This is a genomic window from Streptomyces sp. NPDC111628, assembly GCF_055635195.1.
Genome location: NZ_JBVKBZ010000008.1, coordinates 354,079 through 371,331, shown reverse-complemented (window position 1 = coordinate 371,331; position 17,253 = coordinate 354,079). Strand labels below are relative to the sequence as shown.

15 protein-coding genes are annotated in these 17,253 nt (G+C 73.7%); 10 read left to right on the top strand and 5 right to left on the bottom strand.

Annotated elements, in window-relative coordinates; all coding sequences use genetic code 11:
- Positions 1 to 60: 60 nt before the first annotated feature.
- A complete protein-coding gene (locus ACZ7MF_RS37390) occupies positions 61 to 765 on the top strand; it encodes a TetR/AcrR family transcriptional regulator C-terminal domain-containing protein (protein WP_386903379.1) in 705 nt (234 codons plus the stop codon).
- 25 nt (positions 766 to 790) lie between these two features.
- Here the strand turns inward: ACZ7MF_RS37390 and ACZ7MF_RS37385 are convergent, their stop codons facing one another.
- Genes ACZ7MF_RS37385 through hmgA form a run of 3 tightly spaced genes read right to left on the bottom strand, consistent with a single transcriptional unit; the run spans position 791 to position 4,075 of the window.
- Entirely contained in the window at positions 791 to 1,951 is a 1,161-nt protein-coding gene (locus ACZ7MF_RS37385) for a type ISP restriction/modification enzyme (RefSeq protein ID WP_471482588.1), read from the bottom strand.
- A gap of 22 nt (positions 1,952 to 1,973) precedes the next feature.
- Positions 1,974 to 2,723: a GntR family transcriptional regulator gene (locus tag ACZ7MF_RS37380; RefSeq protein WP_471482587.1), complete on the bottom strand. Its 750-nt coding sequence runs from the start codon at positions 2,721 to 2,723 to the stop codon at positions 1,974 to 1,976.
- 26 nt (positions 2,724 to 2,749) lie between these two features.
- Entirely contained in the window at positions 2,750 to 4,075 is a 1,326-nt protein-coding gene (gene hmgA / locus ACZ7MF_RS37375; RefSeq protein WP_471482586.1) for a homogentisate 1,2-dioxygenase, read from the bottom strand.
- Positions 4,076 to 4,291: 216 nt separating this feature from the next.
- Between hmgA and ACZ7MF_RS37370 the strand changes: the two genes are divergently transcribed.
- From ACZ7MF_RS37370 to ACZ7MF_RS37330, 9 genes are all read left to right on the top strand, one after another.
- The gene (locus ACZ7MF_RS37370) at positions 4,292 to 4,861 is read left to right on the top strand and encodes a hypothetical protein (RefSeq protein WP_471482585.1); all 570 of its coding nucleotides are present in this window, start codon (positions 4,292 to 4,294) and stop codon (positions 4,859 to 4,861) included.
- A 97-nt stretch (positions 4,862 to 4,958) separates the two neighbouring features.
- Positions 4,959 to 5,588 carry a TetR/AcrR family transcriptional regulator gene (locus ACZ7MF_RS37365; protein WP_356865450.1) on the top strand — a complete coding sequence of 210 codons (630 nt, stop codon included), beginning with the start codon at positions 4,959 to 4,961 and terminating at the stop codon, positions 5,586 to 5,588.
- A gap of 125 nt (positions 5,589 to 5,713) precedes the next feature.
- On the top strand, positions 5,714 to 7,957 hold the full coding sequence (locus tag ACZ7MF_RS37360) for a molybdopterin-dependent oxidoreductase (RefSeq protein WP_471482584.1): 2,244 nt from the start codon (positions 5,714 to 5,716) through the stop codon (positions 7,955 to 7,957).
- A gap of 123 nt (positions 7,958 to 8,080) precedes the next feature.
- The gene (locus ACZ7MF_RS37355; RefSeq protein ID WP_471482583.1) at positions 8,081 to 9,556 is read left to right on the top strand and encodes a CitMHS family transporter; all 1,476 of its coding nucleotides are present in this window, start codon (positions 8,081 to 8,083) and stop codon (positions 9,554 to 9,556) included.
- A 52-nt stretch (positions 9,557 to 9,608) separates the two neighbouring features.
- The gene (locus tag ACZ7MF_RS37350; RefSeq protein WP_471482582.1) at positions 9,609 to 10,919 is read left to right on the top strand and encodes an MFS transporter; all 1,311 of its coding nucleotides are present in this window, start codon (positions 9,609 to 9,611) and stop codon (positions 10,917 to 10,919) included.
- Between the two features lie 2 nt (positions 10,920 to 10,921).
- A complete protein-coding gene (locus ACZ7MF_RS37345; RefSeq protein ID WP_361016052.1) occupies positions 10,922 to 11,134 on the top strand; it encodes a hypothetical protein in 213 nt (70 codons plus the stop codon).
- A gap of 225 nt (positions 11,135 to 11,359) precedes the next feature.
- Positions 11,360 to 12,697, top strand: a complete 1,338-nt coding sequence (locus ACZ7MF_RS37340) for an ABC transporter ATP-binding protein (RefSeq protein ID WP_471482581.1) — start codon at positions 11,360 to 11,362, stop codon at positions 12,695 to 12,697.
- Between the two features lie 122 nt (positions 12,698 to 12,819).
- Positions 12,820 to 14,208, top strand: a complete 1,389-nt coding sequence (locus ACZ7MF_RS37335) for an aldehyde dehydrogenase family protein (protein ID WP_471482580.1) — start codon at positions 12,820 to 12,822, stop codon at positions 14,206 to 14,208.
- 33 nt (positions 14,209 to 14,241) lie between these two features.
- Positions 14,242 to 15,339, top strand: coding sequence for a Zn-dependent alcohol dehydrogenase (locus tag ACZ7MF_RS37330; protein WP_471482579.1), 1,098 nt, complete (start codon positions 14,242 to 14,244; stop codon positions 15,337 to 15,339).
- A 137-nt stretch (positions 15,340 to 15,476) separates the two neighbouring features.
- On the opposite strand, the gene ACZ7MF_RS37325 is transcribed toward ACZ7MF_RS37330, so the two are convergent.
- Both ACZ7MF_RS37325 and ACZ7MF_RS37320 read right to left on the bottom strand, forming a co-directional pair.
- The gene (locus ACZ7MF_RS37325; RefSeq protein ID WP_471482578.1) at positions 15,477 to 16,451 is read right to left on the bottom strand and encodes a DMT family transporter; all 975 of its coding nucleotides are present in this window, start codon (positions 16,449 to 16,451) and stop codon (positions 15,477 to 15,479) included.
- 74 nt (positions 16,452 to 16,525) lie between these two features.
- The gene (locus tag ACZ7MF_RS37320; protein ID WP_471482577.1) at positions 16,526 to 17,239 is read right to left on the bottom strand and encodes an ArsR/SmtB family transcription factor; all 714 of its coding nucleotides are present in this window, start codon (positions 17,237 to 17,239) and stop codon (positions 16,526 to 16,528) included.
- Positions 17,240 to 17,253: the final 14 nt, after the last annotated feature.

Below are 17,253 nucleotides of genomic sequence, written 5' to 3'. Positions count from 1 at the left end.
TCGACCATAGCGCACTACGTACGCTGTACGTAACTAGGATGGTGGCCGAGGTGATGCACGATGGCGGGCCGAGCGGCCGTACCCGAAGTGATCTGGTCGCGCCCCGAGCGCACCGGCCGGGGGCCGAGACCGGCGTACACCCGCGCCGACATCGCCGCCGCCGCGGTGCGGATCGCGGACGCCGAGGGACTGGACGCGGTCTCGATGCGCCGCGTCGCCGGCGAGCTGGGCTGCGGCACCATGTCGCTCTACAACTACGTCCCCCGCAAGGAGGATTTGTACGAGCTGATGATGGACGCGGTCAGCGGCGAGCACGAGCTGTGGGAGCCGAGCGGCGACTGGCGCGCGGACATGGTCCGGGTCGCCCACCAGACCCGCGCCCTGATGCACCGCCACACCTGGCTGCCCCGCCTGATGTCCCCCGTCTACGGCTTCAGCCCCAACGCCCTGCGCTACCTGGAGCACTGCCTGGCCTGCCTCGACCCCTTCGAGGCGCCCTACGGCACCAAGATGGAGCTGGTCGCGATGGTGAACGGCGTGGTGACGACGTACGTCGCCAACGAGATCGCCACCGTCGAGCGCACCCGCTCCCTGCCCTGGTCCGAGGAGCAGGAGAACGCGGCGCGCATCGCCTACCTCGGCCGGCAGGTCGCGAGCGGCGCCTACCCGCGGCTGGCGGCGTCCTTCGCCGAGGACGCGGGACCGATCGACCTGGAGGGGGTCTTCGAGCGGGCACTGACCCGGGTGCTGGACGGGTTCGCCTGAGCCGCGGCCGCGGCTCCGCCCGGGGTCACAGCAGCGCCAGCTGCCCCTCCGGCCCCTCCTCCCGGGCGTCCAGGACGGAGGCGGGCCGACGGGCCGGCGCCGGGACCGGCAGGACGCCCCTCTCGCGCAGCTCGGTCGCGGTGATCGTCTCCGTGACCGTCAGCTCCCGGCATGCGCGGCGCACCTCGTCGAGCAGGGCGAGGACGGTGATCAGTTCCAGCAGTTCGGAGGTCCAGGTCTGCGGCCAGCCGGCCGGGCGGACCGCCGTCAGCGTGCCCGGCTCGCCCTCGGCCGTGCGGGCCGCGAACCACTGCTCCAGCACCCGCGCTCCGCCCACCTCGAAGTCCCAGGCCCCGGGCGGCACGGGGGAGACGCGGCCCTCGTCCAGGAACAGGGCTTCCTCCTCCCGGTCGTAGCGCAGGGTCAGCGGGCGCGGGGGCAGCGGGGCGCGCACGTACGGGCGCCGGCCGCCGGGCAGCTTGGGGCGTTCGCCGTCGCGGCGCATCAGCCACAGGGCGCGCCGGCCCAGCTCGACCCCGTGCTCCCACAGCGCGGGGTCCGCGGTGAGCGGGACCAGCGAGCCGGGCCGTACGGCCGCCGCCGACCAGGCGAGCACGTCCGCCGGGTCGGGGCGCCGGCCGAGGCGGGCGGCCAGGTGGTCCAGGAGACCCGGGGCGAGGTTGGGCTCCGCGCCGCCCGGACGGCGGTACAGCGGGCGGATCCGGGCGGGCCCGAACAGCGGCAGCAGCGAGGTCGCGAGGAGCAGCGGCGGACCGGCGGCGTCGGGCACCTCCACCACGAACACCTGCCGCGCGTCCGCCACCCGCCACAGCTCCGGACGGGCCGCGTCGATCAGCCGGTGGTCGGGAATCAGCCACTGCTCGTCGAACGGCGCCCGCAGCACCCGGACCGGCTCCGGACAGGGTCCCGCGGCACGGGCCAGCCGCTCGGTGCCCCCGGCGCCGCCCGGCAGCCGCCCGACCGCCGAGTACGGCGTGCGCGAGCGGGTCGGCTCGAACAAGGTCGCGCGGTCGGGTTCCTCGGCCTTCAGCAGGGCGTCCCAGCGGGCCTTCAGGGACGCCGCGTCGGGAGCCGTCGGCCACCCCCGGCCGAGCCGCGGCGGTGCGACGGACCACGGCATGAGGTCCGCCAGCGGCGGGGCGTCGTCGTGCGTCACGCCGGGCATCGTACGACGGGGCACCGCGGCCTCACGTGGCATCCAGGGTGACCGTGAAGGAGAAGCGGTCGCCCCGGTAGTGGATGACCGCCACGTCGAGGACCCGGCCGTCGGTGTCGTAGGTGATGCCCGTGTAGTGCAGGATCGGGCTGAGCAGCGGGACTTCGAGCAGCCGTGCCGTCTCCGGGTCCGCGAGCCGGGCCTCCACGGTGTCGGTGATCCGGCTGATGTCCATGCCCACCACGTCCCGCAGCACCTTCGTCATCGGCCACCGGGCGAGGTCGTCCACGTCGATGCGGCCGGCCAGTTCGGGACGGACGTAGTTGCGGGCGTGGTTGGTCGGCTCGCCGGTCTTCTCGTCGCAGCGCAGCCGGTGGTACAGCGCCACCTCCGGCACCCGGGGGAAGTACTCGGCGAGTTCGGGCGGCACCGGCACGGGGCCGTGGTCGAGCAGCTCGGCCTTCATGCCGGACTGCTGCGCCACGATCGCGTCCACCGAGCCGAGCAGCCGCACCGGGGAGCCCCGGCGGGCGTCCGGCTCGATGAACGTGCCCCGCCGGCGGTGCCGGGTGATCAGCCCCTCGTCCTCCAGCTCCTTCAGCGCCTGCCGCATGGTCAGCACGCTCACCCCGTAGTGCCCGGCCAGCTGCTCCTCGGTGGGCAGGCGCAGCGGGTCCCGGGGCGAGCGGCCGAGTATCGAGGCGCGCAGCGACTGCGACACCTGGTACCAGAGCGGCAGCTTGCGGTTCAGGACGATGGAGTCCGGGGCGAAGGAGGTCACGGGCCATCCGTACCGGTAGGAAAACCTCAGTGCAAGGGGCGGAAGTGCCGCTCCAGGCCCTGCCAGACGTCGTCGTAGCGGGGCTGGAGGTGCTCGGCGCGGGCCGCCTGGGGGGTGAGGGTCACCGGCCACCGCGTCTCGAACATGAACGCCAGTCCGTCGTCGATCCGCTGCGGCTTCAGCTCGGCGGCGCTCGCCCGGTCGAAGGTCTCCCGGTCCGGGCCGTGCGCCGACATCATGTTGTGCAGGGACCCGCCGCCCGGCACGAAGCCTTCCGCCTTCGCGTCGTAGGCGCCCTCGATCAGGCCCATGTACTCGCTCATCACGTTCCGGTGGAAGTACGGCGGCCGGAAGGTGTCCTCGCCCACCAGCCAGCGCGGCGCGAACACCACGAAGTCCACGCCCGCCAGGCCCGGGGTGTCCGACGGCGAGGTGAGCACCGTGAAGATCGAGGGGTCCGGGTGGTCGTACGAGATGGAGCCGATGACGTTGAAGCGGCGCAGGTCGTAGACGTAGGGCACGTGGTTGCCGTGCCAGGCGACGACGTCCAGCGGCGAGTGGTCGTACTCGGCCGTCCAGAGGTTGCCGCAGAACTTGTTGACCACCTCCACCGGGCCCGGCGTACTCTCGTCGTCCTCGTAGGCGGCGACCGGCGCGCGGAAGTCCCGGGCGTTGGCCAGGCCGTTGGCGCCGATCGGGCCCAGGTCGGGGAGCTGGAACGGCGCGCCGTAGTTCTCGCAGACGTAGCCGCGGGCGTCCGCGTCCAGCAGCTCCACGCGGAAGCGGACCCCGCGCGGGATCAGCGCCACATGCCCCGGCTCGGCGTGCAGCAGCCCGAACTCCGTGCGCAGCAGCAGGCCGCCGCGCTCCGGGACGATCAGCAGCTCGCCGTCCGCGTCGCTGAAGACGCGCTCCATGGACGCCGTGGCGTGGTAGAGGTGCACGGCCATGCCGGTGCGCTGGGTCGCGTCGCCGTTGCCGCCGAGCGTCCACAGCCCCTCGACGAAGTCGGTGGCGGGCCCGGGCACCGGCAGCGGGTTCCAGCGCAGCCGGTTCGGGTCCGGCACGGCCTGGTTGAAGGGCGCGGTGCGGATCGTGCCGTTGCCCGCACGGGTGAATGCCGGGTGTGCGGCCGACGGGCGGATCCGGTACAGCCACGAGCGCCGGTTGTGCGCCCTCGGCTCCGTGAACGCCGTGCCGCTCAGCTGCTCCGCGTACAGGCCCAGCGGCGCCCGCTGCGGCGAGTTCCGGCCCTCGGGCAGCGCGCCCGCCACGGCCTCCGAGCTGTGCTCGTTGCCGAAACCGGACAGATAGGCCAGCCCCTCCGCGGTCTTCCGCGCGTCCCCGCTCATTGATCGCTCCCTCGCAACCCGATTCCCACCCGATTCCTATGGCACACCGTAGGATTGCGGTTTCCCGCGCGCAAGAGGGCGCAAGAGGACTTCCCCGCTCCGCTCCTGCCCGTCCGCTCCCGCACGTCCACTCCGTTCTGACGTCCGTCGTGAGGATGACCGGAACCAGACCCCCGGGGGATCCGGACTGTCGGACCCGTGTTCTAGTCTCGCGTCATGTCGTGGACCCGGGGAGTGCTCGCCGTGCTCGCGGTCTGTGTCCTGCTGTTGACGGGATCGGCGGGCTGCGGCTCCGGTGACGTGGAGGAACCGGAGGCCGGGGATTCGGCCACGCCGGTGGGCAAGCTGCTCGACGACACCGACGAGGAGGGCCGGCGCTATCGCGAGGTGGACGCCGAGCGCGCTCCCGAGGTCGGCATCGAGGTGCAGCCCGAGGCCGACGACAGCTGGGACGTGCGCCTGACCGTCCGTGACTTCAGGTTCTCGCCGGAGGGCACGGGGGCCAGAGCGGTGGCCGGCCGCGGCGTCGCCCACCTCTTCCTCGACGGCGACCTCCTCACCCTCCTGCGCGGCCCCCGCTACCGCCTCCCCGCCGGCCTGGTCCCGCGCGGCACGCACCAGCTCACGGTCCGCCTGTACGCCGACGACGACACCGTCTGGGCCGTCGACGGCGAGCCCGTCGAGAGCACGGCGGACATCACGGCATCGGACGCGGAGCCGACCGGGGCGACGCAGCCGGAGACGATCGAGGGCCGGACGGTCACCGGACCGGCGGCGGACCGGTGAGCCCGCCCGCCCCCCTCCTCCGGCGCCCCGGAGGTCCGGCGGGCGCCCCGGGCCGTACCGGAGGCCGCGGTTCACCCGGCCGGGCGGGCAGGGCATCATGAGGACCGTGTCCCACGCGACCCCGCTCCGCCGTGCCCCCGTGCAGCGGCGCAGCGCCGAACGGCTGACCCGGATCCTCGACGCCTGCGCCGACCTCCTCGACGAGGTCGGTTACGACGCCCTCAGCACCCGGGCCGTGGCGCTGCGCGCGGACGTGCCCATCGGGTCCGTGTACCGCTTCTTCGGCAACAAGCGGCAGATGGCCGACGCCCTGGCCCAGCGCAACCTGGAGCGCTACGCGGAGCGCGTCACCGAACGGCTGACGGAGACGGACTCCGGGCCGGACGGCGGCGGCTGGCGCGGTGCGCTGGACGCCGTGCTCGACGAGTACCTCGCGATGAAGCGGACCGCGCCCGGCTTCTCCCTGATCGACTTCGGCAACCAGATCCCGGTCGGCCAACGCCACGCCGTCCCCAACCACCGCGTCGCCGAGCGGCTCACCGAACTGCTCTCCGGCTACCTGGGCCGCCGCCCCGACGACGACCTGCGCCGCGTCTTCCTCGTCGCCGTGGAGACCGCCGACACCCTCGTACAACTCGCCTTCCGGGTCGCACCCGACGGGGACGAGAAGATCATCGAGGAGGCCCGGGAGCTGCTGCGGGCGTATCTGGGGCGGGTTCTGGACTGACCCGGCGCGGCCGGGTGGCCGCCCGAACACCCCCGCCGCCGCCCGTCCGACCCCTCCCCAACATGCCTACCGGTCGGTATGCTCGCCGGGCACAGCGCGCCACCGCCGCCTTCCGGGAGGACCCCGTGCCCCGCACCGCCCTGCGTATCTGCCCCCTGTGCGAGGCCACCTGCGGCCTGGCCCTCACCGTCGACGGCAGCACGGTCACCGCCGCCCGCGGCGACCGCGACGACGTCTTCAGCCGCGGCTTCATCTGCCCCAAGGGCGCCGCCTTCGGGGCCGTCGACGCCGACCCCGACCGGCTGCGCACGCCCCTGGTGCGCAGGGACGGCGAACTGCGCGAAGCCACCTGGGAGGAGGCCTTCGACGCGGTCGCCGCCGGGGTCCGGCCCCTCGTCGAGCGGTACGGACCGCACTCCGTCGGCGTGGTCCTCGGCAACCCCAACGTGCACACCATGGCGGGCGCGCTCTACCCGAACGTCCTGCTCGGCGCCCTCGGCAGCCGCAGTCTCTTCACCGCGTCCACGCTCGACCAGATGCCCAAGCACGTCTCCAGCGGCCTGCTCTTCGGCGACGCGAACGCCATCCCGGTGCCCGACCTCGACCGCACCGACCACCTCCTGCTCATCGGCGCCAACCCGCTGGAGTCCAACGGCAGTCTGTGCACCGCCCCCGACTTCCCCGGCCGGCTCAAGGCACTGAAGGCCCGCGGCGGCACCCTCACCGTCGTCGACCCGCGCCGCACCCGCACCGCGAAGCTCGCCGACCGGCACGTGGCGATCCGCCCCGGCACCGACGCGCTGCTGCTGGCGGCGATGGCCCACGTGCTGTACGAGGAGGGCCTGGTCGACCTCGGCGCACTCGCCCCGCACGTCGAGGGGGTCGACGAAGTCCGGGACGCCGTACGCGACTTCACCCCCGAGTCCGTCGCCGCCGCCTGCGACGTGGCACCGGACGTGACCCGCGCCCTCGCCCGCGAACTCGCCGCCGCCCCCACCGCCGCCGTCTACGGCCGCATCGGCAGCTGCACCGTCCCGCACGGCACCCTCGCCAGCTGGCTCGTGGACGTCCTCAACATCCTCACCGGCAACCTGGACCGGCCCGGTGGCGCGCTCTTCCCGCAGGCCGCCACCGACCGGACCCCGCGCCCCGCCGGACCCGGCCGCGGCTTCGCGCTCGGCCGCTGGCGCTCCCGGGTGGGCGGACACCCCGAGGCGAAGGGCGAACTGCCGCTGTCCGCCCTGGCCGAGGAGATCGACACCGCCACCGACGCGGGCGAGCCCGTCCGCGCGCTGCTCACGATCGCCGCCAACCCCGTCCTGTCCGCGCCCGACGGCGACCGGCTCGACAAGGCGCTGGACTCCCTCGACTTCATGGTGAGCGTCGACCCCTACCTCAACGAGACCTCCCGCCACGCCCACGTCGTCCTGCCGCCGCCCCCGCCCGCCCAGAGCCCGCACCACGACTTCGCCTTCAACACCCTCGCCGTGCGCAACCAGGTCCGCTACACCCGCCCCGCCGTCCCGCTGGAGCCCGGCAGGAGGGCCGAGGCGGAGATCCTCGCCCGGCTGACCCTGGCCGTCAGCGGCGCGCACGGCACCGACCCCGCCGCCGTCGACGCCATGGTGATCGAACAGACCCTCGCCAGGTCCGTACGGGAGCCGCACTCACCCGTGCACGGCCGCGACCCCGGCGAACTGACCGCACTGCTCACCGGCGAGAACGGCCCCGAGCGGCGCCTCGACCTGATGCTGCGCCTCGGCCCCTACGGCGACGGCTTCGGCGCCCGGCCCGACGGGCTGACCCTGGAGCGGCTCCTCGCCCACCCGCACGGCATCGACCTCGGCCCGCTGCGCCCACGTCTGCCGCAGCCCCTGAAGACCCGCAGCGGCAAGGTGGAGCTGCTCCCGGCACCGATCGCCGCCGACCTGCCGCGCCTCGTACGGACCCTGGACGAGCATCCCGCCGGGACCGTCCTCGTCGGCCGCCGCCATCTGCGCTCCAACAACAGCTGGATGCACAACATCCCCGCCCTCACCGGCGGCTCCAACCGCTGCACCCTGCACGTCCATCCCGAGGACGCCGCACGGCTGGGTCTGCGCGGTGCGCAACCGGTGCGCGTGAAGGGGCCCGGGGGAGCGGTGACCGTCCCCGCCGAGATCACCGACACCGTCCGCCCCGGCGTGGTCAGCCTCCCGCACGGCTGGGGCCACGACCGGCCCGGCACCCGCCAGCCGCACGCCGCCGCCGATCCCGGCGTCAACGTCAACCAGCTCCTCGACGGCAGCACCCTCGACCCGCTCTCGGGCAACGCCGTCCTCAACGGCATACCCGTAACGCTCACACCGCTGACCGGCGCAGAGCTGTGACCTGGAGTTCTGCGCTTATTGCTCGCATGTCAACGTCTTGTTAACGCTGCTTCGCGCCACCTAACGTCGCTCGCACCGCCTGCCCCGGTGGGATGTTCAAGGGCGAACGTTAGGTACTCACTCATGCTGACCATCCTCGGCTTCGCCATGATCGCGACCTTCCTGGTCCTGATCATGATGAAGAAGATGTCGCCGATCGCGGCGCTCGTGCTGATTCCCGCGCTGTTCTGCGTGCTCGTCGGCAGGGGCGCCCATCTCGGCGACTACGTCATCGACGGCGTGTCCAGCCTCGCCCCCACCGCGGCGATGCTCATGTTCGCGATCGTCTACTTCGGTGTGATGATCGACGTCGGGCTCTTCGACCCGATCGTCCGGGCCATCCTGAAGTTCTGCAAGGCCGACCCGATGCGCGTCGTCGTCGGCACGGCGCTGCTCGCCGCGATCGTCTCGCTGGACGGCGACGGCTCCACCACCTTCATGATCACGGTCTCGGCGATGTACCCGCTGTACAAGCGGCTGAAGATGAGCCTGGTCGTGATGACCGGCGTCGCCGCGATGGCCAACGGCGTGATGAACACGCTGCCCTGGGGCGGCCCCACCGCCCGCGCCGCCACCGCCCTGAAGGTCGACGCCACCGACATCTTCGTCCCGATGATCCCGGCCCTGGCCGTGGGTCTGGTCGCGGTCGTCGTCCTGGCGTACGTGCTCGGTCTGCGCGAGCGCAAGCGGGTGGGCACGCTGTCGCTGGACGAGACGCTGGTGCGGGAGCCGGATCGCGAGACCGAGACGGTGCTGGTCGGTGCGGGTGCGGGTGCGGGTGCGGGGGCCGCCGGGGCGTCCGGTGCGGGTGCCGGTGCCGGTGCCGGTGCGGCTCGCGGCGGGGCGGGCGGCTCCGGCGGGGCGGGCGACCGGGACGCCGAGTCCGGCGGTGAGTCCGGAGGTGAGTCCGACGACGACTTCAAGGGCCTCGACCCGAACCGGCCCACCCTGCGGCCCAAGCTGTACTGGTTCAACGCGCTGCTCACGGTCGCGCTGCTCGCCGCCATGATCATGGAGCTGCTGCCGATCCCGGTGCTCTTCCTGATCGGCGCCGCGCTCGCCCTCACCGTCAACTTCCCGCACATCCCGGACCAGAAGGCCCGCATCGCGGCCCACGCCGACAACGTCCTCAACGTCTCCGGCATGGTCTTCGCCGCCGCCGTCTTCACCGGCGTCCTCACCGGCACCGGCATGGTCGACCACATGGCCAACTGGCTCGTGGACACCATCCCCGACGGCATGGGCCCGCAGATGGGTCTGGTCACCGGCCTGCTGAGCCTGCCGCTGACGTACTTCATGTCGAACGACGGCTTCTACTTCGGCGTCCTGCCGGTGCTCGCCGAGGCCGGCCAGGCGCACGGCGTGTCGACGCTGGAGATCGCCCGCGCCTCGATCGTCGGCCAGCCGCTGCACATGTCCAGCCCGCTCGTCCCGGCCGTCTACGTCCTCGTCGGCATGGCCAGGGTCGAGTTCGGCGACCACACGCGGTTCGTGGTGAAGTGGGCCGTCCTGACGAGCCTGGTGATCCTCGCGGCGGGCATCGTGTTCGGCATCATCTGACCGTCAGAGATCATTCAAAGATCGTTCGGGATCGTCGGGAAGGGACACGATCATGGTGCCCGGTGGGAACCGCGGCTGGCTGCTCCGCCTCGTCATCGCCTTCGGCTTCGCGCAGGCCGCGGTGTCGATGGCCCGGCCCGCCGTCTCCTACCGGGCCCTCGCGCTGGGCGCGGACGAACGGGCCGTCGGTGTCATCGCCGGTGTGTACGCGCTGCTGCCGCTGTTCGCCGCCGTTCCGCTGGGCCGCCGCACCGACCACGGGCGCTGTGCGCCGCTGCTGCCCGCCGGAGTGGTGCTCATCGCCGGGGGCTGCGCGCTGAGCGGCGCCGCCGGGTCCCTGTGGACGATGGCCCTGTGGAGCGGCGTCATGGGCCTCGGGCACCTCTGCTTCGTCATCGGGGCCCAGTCACTGGTCGCCCGCCAGTCCGCGCCGCACGAACAGGACCGCAACTTCGGCCACTTCACCATCGGCGCCTCGCTCGGCCAGCTGATCGGCCCCATCGCCGCGGGCGCGCTCATCGGCGGCCCCGACATGGCCGGCAGCAGCGCACTCGCCCTGGTGGTGGCGGGCGCGGGCGCGGCGGTCGCCTTCACCTCCCTGTGGCGCATAGAACACCCGGGGGCCGCCAAGTCCCGTACGCAGCAGGGTGCGCGCGTCCCCGTGGGGAGCATCCTGCGCGCCCGGGGCGTGCCCGCGGGCATCCTGATCAGCCTCTCCGTGCTCTCCGCGACCGACATCCTCACCGCCTACCTGCCCGTGGTCGGCGAGCACCGGGGAATCTCCCCCGCCGTGATCGGCGTACTGCTCAGCCTGCGGGCCGCCGCGACGATCGCCTGCCGGCTCGTGCTGACGCCCCTGCTGCGGCTGCTCGGCCGCACGGTGCTGCTCACGGTCACGTGTCTGCTGGCCGCCCTGCTGTGCGCCGGGGTCGCGCTGCCGGTGCCGGTGTGGGCGCTCGCCCTGATGCTGGTCGTCCTCGGTTTCTGCCTGGGCGTCGGCCAGCCGCTTTCCATGACCACGGTCGTGCAGGCGGCCCCCGACGAGGCGCGCTCCACGGCCCTCGCCCTGCGCCTGACCGGCAACCGCCTCGGCCAGGTCGCCGCCCCCGCGGCCGCGGGACTGATCGCGGGCGTCGCGGGCGTGGCCGCGCCCTTCGTGATGCTGGGCGCCCTCCTCCTGCTCTCCTCGGGCGTCGCCCTGCGTTCGCCGTCGACCGGTGCGATGGGTGCGATGGGTGCGACGGGTGCGACCGATGCGGCCGGTGCGGCCGGCCGGGCCGCCGGTCCCCGGGGTCCGGAGGTCGGGCAGGATGTCCCGGACCGGGCGGGCGACAGTCGGCCGTGCCGGGAGTCGAAGGGATGAGCATGATCCTGATCGTTCTGTCCGTCGTCCTGCTCCTCGTGGTCGGCGGCTGCGTCTGCGTCGTGTGGGCGGGCCGCGGCGGCCCGCCCTGGACGCGTGCGGTGGCGACGGCGACCCTGGCGGCGGGCGAGCTGGTCCGCGTGTCCGGCCGCTCCGGCGGCAACCGCCGAGGCGGCGACGCGAACAGCTCGTCGGACGGCTCGTCGGACGGCTGACGCGGCGGCCGGTCCCCGGCATGATCACGTCGTGAGACGCCCCACCCCCTGAATCCGGCCGTCCGCTTTCTCACCAGATGGACGGTCGCGTCGAGATGTCGTCGGGTGTCTTCCCCAGGCCGGGCACGGTCCGTTAACTTCCGTGACTCACACGCCCCGTACGACCCGCACGAGGGCGTCCGACCGCGGAGCACCAGAGCTCAGTGAGCCCCCGGGGGCACCTCCATGACACGCGCCATCTCCCTGCACGACGTGAGCAAGACCTACGCGCGAGGCGTCCGCGTGGTGGACCGGCTGTCGCTGGACATCGCGCCGGGCGAGTTCCTCGTCCTGCTCGGCCCCTCCGGCTGCGGCAAGTCGACCGTGCTGCGCATGATCGCCGGACTGGAGGAGATCACCGAGGGGGAGCTGACGCTGGACGGCGCGTACGCCAACGACCTGCTCCCCGCCGAGCGGCGGATGGCGATGGTCTTCCAGAACTTCGCCCTGTACCCCAACATGACCACCCGCGGGAACATCGGCTTCCCGCTGCGCGTCGAGGACCCGCAGACCGATCACACCCCCCGCGTGGACGCCACTGCCCGCATGCTGGGCATCGAGGACCTCCTCGACCGACTCCCCGCCCAGCTCTCCGGCGGCGAACGCCAGCGGGTCGCCATGGGCCGCGCCATCTCCCGCCACCCGACCGCCTTCCTGATGGACGAGCCGCTGTCCAACCTCGACGCCAAGCTCCGCAACCACCTGCGCGCCGAGATCACCCGGCTGACCCGGGAGCTGGGCGTCACCACGATCTACGTCACCCACGACCAGTCCGAGGCCATGTCGCTGGGCGACCGCGTCGCCGTCCTGCGCGGCGGCGTCCTCCAGCAGGTGGACACCCCGCGCGCCGTCTACGCCCTGCCCCGCAACGTCTTCGTCGCCGCCTTCATCGGCACCCCCCGCATCAACCTGCTGCGCGGCCTGGTGCGCGCCCCGCTGGACGGGGCGATGACCATCAGCCTGGGCAAGCAGTTCCTGCGCCTGCCCGAACCGCTCTCCCTGGACCACCAGCTGCTCCGCGTCCAGCAGGGCCGCGAGGTCATCGTGGGCCTGCGCTCGGAGGCCGTCCGGATCGCGAAACCCTCGTCCGCACGCCCCGGCGAGGTGCTGCTCACCGGGCTCGTGGAGCACGTCGAGTTCCAGGGCCACGAGGTCCTCGTGCACTTCAACACCGGTTCACAGCCGGCCGTCGTGCCCGACCTGGAGGCCCCGCGCCCCGCCGCCCGCCCGGTCAGGCGCCGCCGCCGCGACGGCACGGTCCTGGAGCGGCTGAGGGAACGCGCGGGCGCCCTGCGGGCCGGACCGGTGGTCGTCATGGACGAACCGCCGGAGCCCGAACCCGCGGTCGCCGCCCCCGACGGCCGCCTCCCCGGCGACCTGATCGTCCGGACCACCCCCGACATCGACCTCCGCCACGGCATGCAGGTCCCCCTCCTCGTCGACCTCGCCCACCTGTTCGTCTTCGACCAGCACGGCGACCGGATCTGCCCCGCCCCGGCGCATCTGCCCGAGCTGGAGGAGTGATCACGCCGAGATTCCGCGCTCCGGGAGGGTGAGCCGCACCACCATCGGGGGAGCCCCTGGTGCCGTAAAACTAACGGCGCTAGTTTGGGGTCGGACGACGAGGCCCGCCCGGAAGGAACCCGATGAAGGCACACGACGGCATGTACATCGACGGAGCCTGGCGCCCCGCCGACGGCCGGGACACGATCGACGTCGTGAACCCGGTCGACGAGCAGGTGATCGGCAAGGTCCCGGCAGGCAACGCCCTGGACGTCGACACCGCGGTACGGGCCGCCCGCGCCGCGCTGTCCGGCTGGGCCGCCACCCCGCCCGCCGAGCGGGCCGCCCGCCTCGCCGCGCTGCGGGACGTCCTGGTGGCCCGCAAGGACGAGATCGCCGAGACGGTCACCGCCGAGCTGGGTTCCCCGCTGAAGTTCTCGCAGGCCGTGCACGCGGGCGCCCCGATCGCGGTCGCCGGTTCCTATGCCGAGCTGGCGGCGACGTACGCCTTCGAGGAGAAGGTCGGCAACTCCGTGGTCCACCACGAGCCGGTCGGCGTGGTCGGCGCCATCACCCCCTGGAACTACCCGCTCCACCAGATCGTCGCCAAGGCCGCCCCGGCCCTCGCGGCCGGCTGCACGATGGTGCTCAAGCCCGCCGAGGACACCCCGCTCGTCGCGCAGCTCTTCGCCGAGGCGGTGCACGAGGCCGGGATCCCCGCGGGCGTCTTCAACCTGGTCACCGGACTCGGCCCGGTCGCCGGTCAGGCCCTCGCCGAGCACCCGGGTGTCGACCTGGTCTCCTTCACCGGCTCCACCGCCGTCGGCCGCCGCATCGGCGCCACCGCGGGCGCCGCCGTCAAGCGGGTCGCCCTCGAACTCGGCGGCAAGTCCGCCAACGTCATCCTCCCGAGCGCCGACCTCGCCAGGGCGGTCAACGTCGGCGTCGCCAACGTCATGTCCAACTCCGGCCAGACGTGCAGCGCCTGGACCCGCATGCTGGTCCACCGCGACCAGTACGACGAGGCCGTGGAGCTGGCCGGGGAGGCCGCCGCGAAGTACGGCGACCGGATCGGCCCCGTCGTCAACGCCAAGCAGCGGGACCGGGTGCGCGGTTACATCGACAAGGGCGTCGCCGAGGGCGCGCGCCTGGTCGCGGGCGGCCCCGAAGCCCCGCACGAACAGGGGTACTTCGTCAGCCCGACGGTCTTCGCCGACGTCACCGAGGAGATGACGATCGCCCAGGAGGAGATCTTCGGCCCCGTCCTGTCCATCCTCCGCTACGAGGACGAGGACGACGCCCTCCGGATCGCCAACGGCACGGTCTACGGCCTCGCCGGCGCCGTCTGGGCCGGGGAGGAGGCCGAGGCGGTCGCCTTCGCCCGCCGGATGGACACCGGGCAGGTCGACGTCAACGGCGGCCGGTTCAACCCGCTGGCGCCCTTCGGCGGCTACAAGCAGTCGGGCGTGGGCCGCGAACTGGGCGCCCACGGCCTCACCGAGTACCTCCAGACCAAGTCCCTCCAGTTCTAGCCCGCTTCTAGCCGCAGGGGAGCCGTCCACGTCATGGCCGTCCGTACCGCAGTCCGTGCCGCCGTCGTACCCGCCCTCGGGGCCCCGCTGGAGGTCACCGGCATCGAGCTGCCCGAGCCCGGCCCCGGCCGGGTCCGGGTGCGGCTCGCCGCCGCCGGGGTCTGCCACTCCGACCTGTCCCTGTCCAACGGCACCATGCGCGTGCCGCTGCCCGCCGTCCTCGGCCACGAGGGCGCCGGCACCGTCGTCGCCGTCGGCGAGGACGTCACCCACGTCGCGCCCGGCGACGAGGTCGTCCTCAACTGGGCCCCGTCCTGCGGCGCCTGCCACGCCTGCTCGCTCGGCGAGGTCTGGCTGTGCGCCAACGCGCTCGCCGGCGCCGCCGACGTGCACGCCCGCCGCGCCGACGACGGCACCGACCTGCACCCCGGCCTGAACGTCGCCGCGTTCGCCGAGGAGACGGTCGTGGCCGCGTACTGCGTCCTGCCCGCCCCCGAAGGCATCCCCCTCACCGAGGCGGCACTCCTCGGCTGCGCCGTCCTCACCGGCTACGGCACCGTCCACCACTCGGCGCGGGTCCGCGAGGGCGAGACGGTCGCGGTCTTCGGCGCCGGGGGAGTGGGCCTGGCCACACTCCAGGCGGCCCGGATCGCGGGCGCGTCGAAGATCCTCGCGGTCGACGTGTCCCCCGAGAAGGAGGAGCTGGCCCGCGCCGCGGGCGCCACCGACTACCTCCTCGCCTCCGACACCACCGCCCGCGAGATCCGCGCCCTCACCGGCAAGCAGGGCGTCGACGTCGCCGTCGAGTGCGTGGGTCGCGCGGTCACCATCCGCACCGCCTGGGAATCCACCCGGCGCGGCGGACGCACCACGGTCGTCGGCATCGGCGGCAAGGACCAGCAGGTCACCTTCAACGCCCTGGAGATCTTCCACTGGGGCCGCACCCTGTCCGGCTGCGTCTACGGCAACGCCGACCCCGCCCGCGACCTCCCGGTCCTCGCCGAACACGTCCGCGCCGGCCGCCTCGACCTCGGCGCCCTGGTCACGGAGCGCATCGCCCTGGACGGCATCCCGGCGGCCTTCGACAACATGCTGGCGGGCAAGGGCGGGCGAGCCCTGGTGGTGTTCTAGCCCGCCCCGTGCCCCCCGCCGCGCCGTCCACGGAACCCTCCCGGGCCGGGCCCGGTCGCGTGATGGTCCGGTCGGGCTCTCACGGCTGGGGACCGGCCCGGTGAGGGCCCGAGCGGGGCCTCTCACGGGGCCGGGTCCTAGGCCCGCCCCGCGTCCTCGCGGCGGGGCTCCGCCGTGGGCTCCGGCCGGTCGGGGACCGCGGCAGGGCGCCTGCGCGAGCGGGACACCGCCACGCCCGCCAGACACAGCGCGCCGCCCGCCAGGGTGAGCAGTCCCGGGACCTCACCCAGTGCCAGCCACGACATCAGCACGACCAGCGCAGGCACGGCGTACGTGGTCGCGCCCATGCGGCCGGCGGTCGTACGGGCCAGGGCGTAGGCCCACGTCGTGAAGGCCAGCGCGGTCGGGAACACGCCCAGGTACACCATGTTGAGCGTCGCGGAGACGGGCGCGCCGGCCGCCTCGTGCACCAGCTGCCCGGCGAACGGCAGGCAGAGCACCGCGCCGACCAGGCACCCGAACGTCGTCACCTGAAGGGCGCTCGCGTGCGCCAGCGCGGGCTTCTGGGCCACCACCCCGCCCGCGTACGCCACCGCGGCCAGCAGACACAGCACCACCCCGAACAGCGAGGAACCGCCCTCGCCCGACATGGACAGGCCCACGGTCACCGCACCGGCGAACGACACCGCCATCCCCGCCAGCAGCCGCGGCGGCAGCGCGTCGCCCAGCAGCCGCGCGCCGAGCAGCGCGATGAGGATCGGGCCGACGTTGACCACGAGGGCGGCCGTGCCGGCGTCCACCTGCTGCTCGCCCCAGTTCAGGACGACCATGTAGAACCCGAACCACAGCAGCCCCGATATCGCGATCCCCCGCCAGGCGGCCCGCGGCGGCAGCCCTTCCCGGCGCAGCAGCCAGATCACCCCGAGGGTCAGGGCCCCCGACAGCAGCCGGCCGAGCGCCAGCGCGCCCGGCGAGTACGCCTCGCCCGCGCTGCGGATGGAGACGAACGCGGATGCCCACAGCACGATCGTGACGGTGGCCGCGCCGGCCGCGAGGAGTTCGGGACGGCGGTGCCAAGGGGCGGGAGGGGACGTGCGGGCGGTGCTCATCATGCTCCAGAGGCTAGGTGGCGAGACGGGGCGCGTGCTGGCGGATTTCGGACGGTGAGCCGGTGCCGGGGCGGCGCTCAGCGCAGTGCCGCCGGGTCGATGTCCAGCAGTTCGGACAGTGCGTCCTCGCCCGCCGGTGTCACCTTCACCGCCCGCTCCGAGCCGATGCGCACGCACCAGCCCGTGTCCAGGGCGTGCCGGCACAGGGCGGCGCCCGCCACGCCCGCGAGGTGGGGACGGCGTTCCGTCCAGTCCAGGCAGGCCCGGGCCAGTGGCCGGCGACCGGTGGGCCGCAGCGGGATCCCGGCGGTGTCGAACCAGCCGAGCCCGGCGTCCGTGAGTGCGAAGCCGGTGTCCTGGCGCAGCAGCCCGCGCCCGGTCAGCGCGTCGGTGACCGCGATGCCGAGCCGTCCGGCGAGATGGTCGTAACAGGTGCGCCCCCGGGCCATCGCCGAACCGGCGCTCGACGCCCGCAGGGTGCGTGGACGCCGGGCGGCGGCCTCGGGCGCGACCTGCGCCGCCAGGTCCTCCACGAGCTGCGCCACCCGGTCGTCGGCCATCCGCACGTAGCGGTGCCGCCCCTGCCGTTCCTCGGCGAGCAGCCCGCCCGCGACCAGCTTGCCCAGGTGCTCGCTGAGCGTCGACGCGGCGACCCCGGCGTGCCGGGCCAGCTCGCCGGCGGTCCAGGCCCGCCCGTCCAGCAGGGCCAGCAGGCAGGCGGCACGCGTCTCGTCGGCGAGCAGCCCGGCCAGCCGTGCGAGGCCGGGAGCCCCGGCGTCCCTCTCGGTCATGCGTCCAGGATGCG

What these genes read in the sequence shown, in the direction of transcription:
- ACZ7MF_RS37345 (WP_361016052.1), top strand. Translation starts at nt 10,922, where the DNA reads ATGATCCTGATCGTTCTGTCCGTCGTCCTGCTCCTCGTGGTCGGCGGC.
- ACZ7MF_RS37320 (WP_471482577.1), bottom strand. Translation starts at nt 17,239, where the DNA reads ATGACCGAGAGGGACGCCGGGGCTCCCGGCCTCGCACGGCTGGCCGGG.
- hmgA (WP_471482586.1), bottom strand. Translation starts at nt 4,075, where the DNA reads ATGAGCGGGGACGCGCGGAAGACCGCGGAGGGGCTGGCCTATCTGTCC.
- ACZ7MF_RS37325 (WP_471482578.1), bottom strand. Translation starts at nt 16,451, where the DNA reads ATGATGAGCACCGCCCGCACGTCCCCTCCCGCCCCTTGGCACCGCCGT.
- ACZ7MF_RS37355 (WP_471482583.1), top strand. Translation starts at nt 8,081, where the DNA reads ATGCTGACCATCCTCGGCTTCGCCATGATCGCGACCTTCCTGGTCCTG.
- ACZ7MF_RS37335 (WP_471482580.1), top strand. Translation starts at nt 12,820, where the DNA reads ATGAAGGCACACGACGGCATGTACATCGACGGAGCCTGGCGCCCCGCC.
- ACZ7MF_RS37370 (WP_471482585.1), top strand. Translation starts at nt 4,292, where the DNA reads ATGTCGTGGACCCGGGGAGTGCTCGCCGTGCTCGCGGTCTGTGTCCTG.
- ACZ7MF_RS37350 (WP_471482582.1), top strand. Translation starts at nt 9,609, where the DNA reads ATGGTGCCCGGTGGGAACCGCGGCTGGCTGCTCCGCCTCGTCATCGCC.
- ACZ7MF_RS37340 (WP_471482581.1), top strand. Translation starts at nt 11,360, where the DNA reads ATGACACGCGCCATCTCCCTGCACGACGTGAGCAAGACCTACGCGCGA.
- ACZ7MF_RS37330 (WP_471482579.1), top strand. Translation starts at nt 14,242, where the DNA reads ATGGCCGTCCGTACCGCAGTCCGTGCCGCCGTCGTACCCGCCCTCGGG.
- ACZ7MF_RS37365 (WP_356865450.1), top strand. Translation starts at nt 4,959, where the DNA reads ATGAGGACCGTGTCCCACGCGACCCCGCTCCGCCGTGCCCCCGTGCAG.
- ACZ7MF_RS37390 (WP_386903379.1), top strand. Translation starts at nt 61, where the DNA reads ATGGCGGGCCGAGCGGCCGTACCCGAAGTGATCTGGTCGCGCCCCGAG.
- ACZ7MF_RS37385 (WP_471482588.1), bottom strand. Translation starts at nt 1,951, where the DNA reads ATGCCCGGCGTGACGCACGACGACGCCCCGCCGCTGGCGGACCTCATG.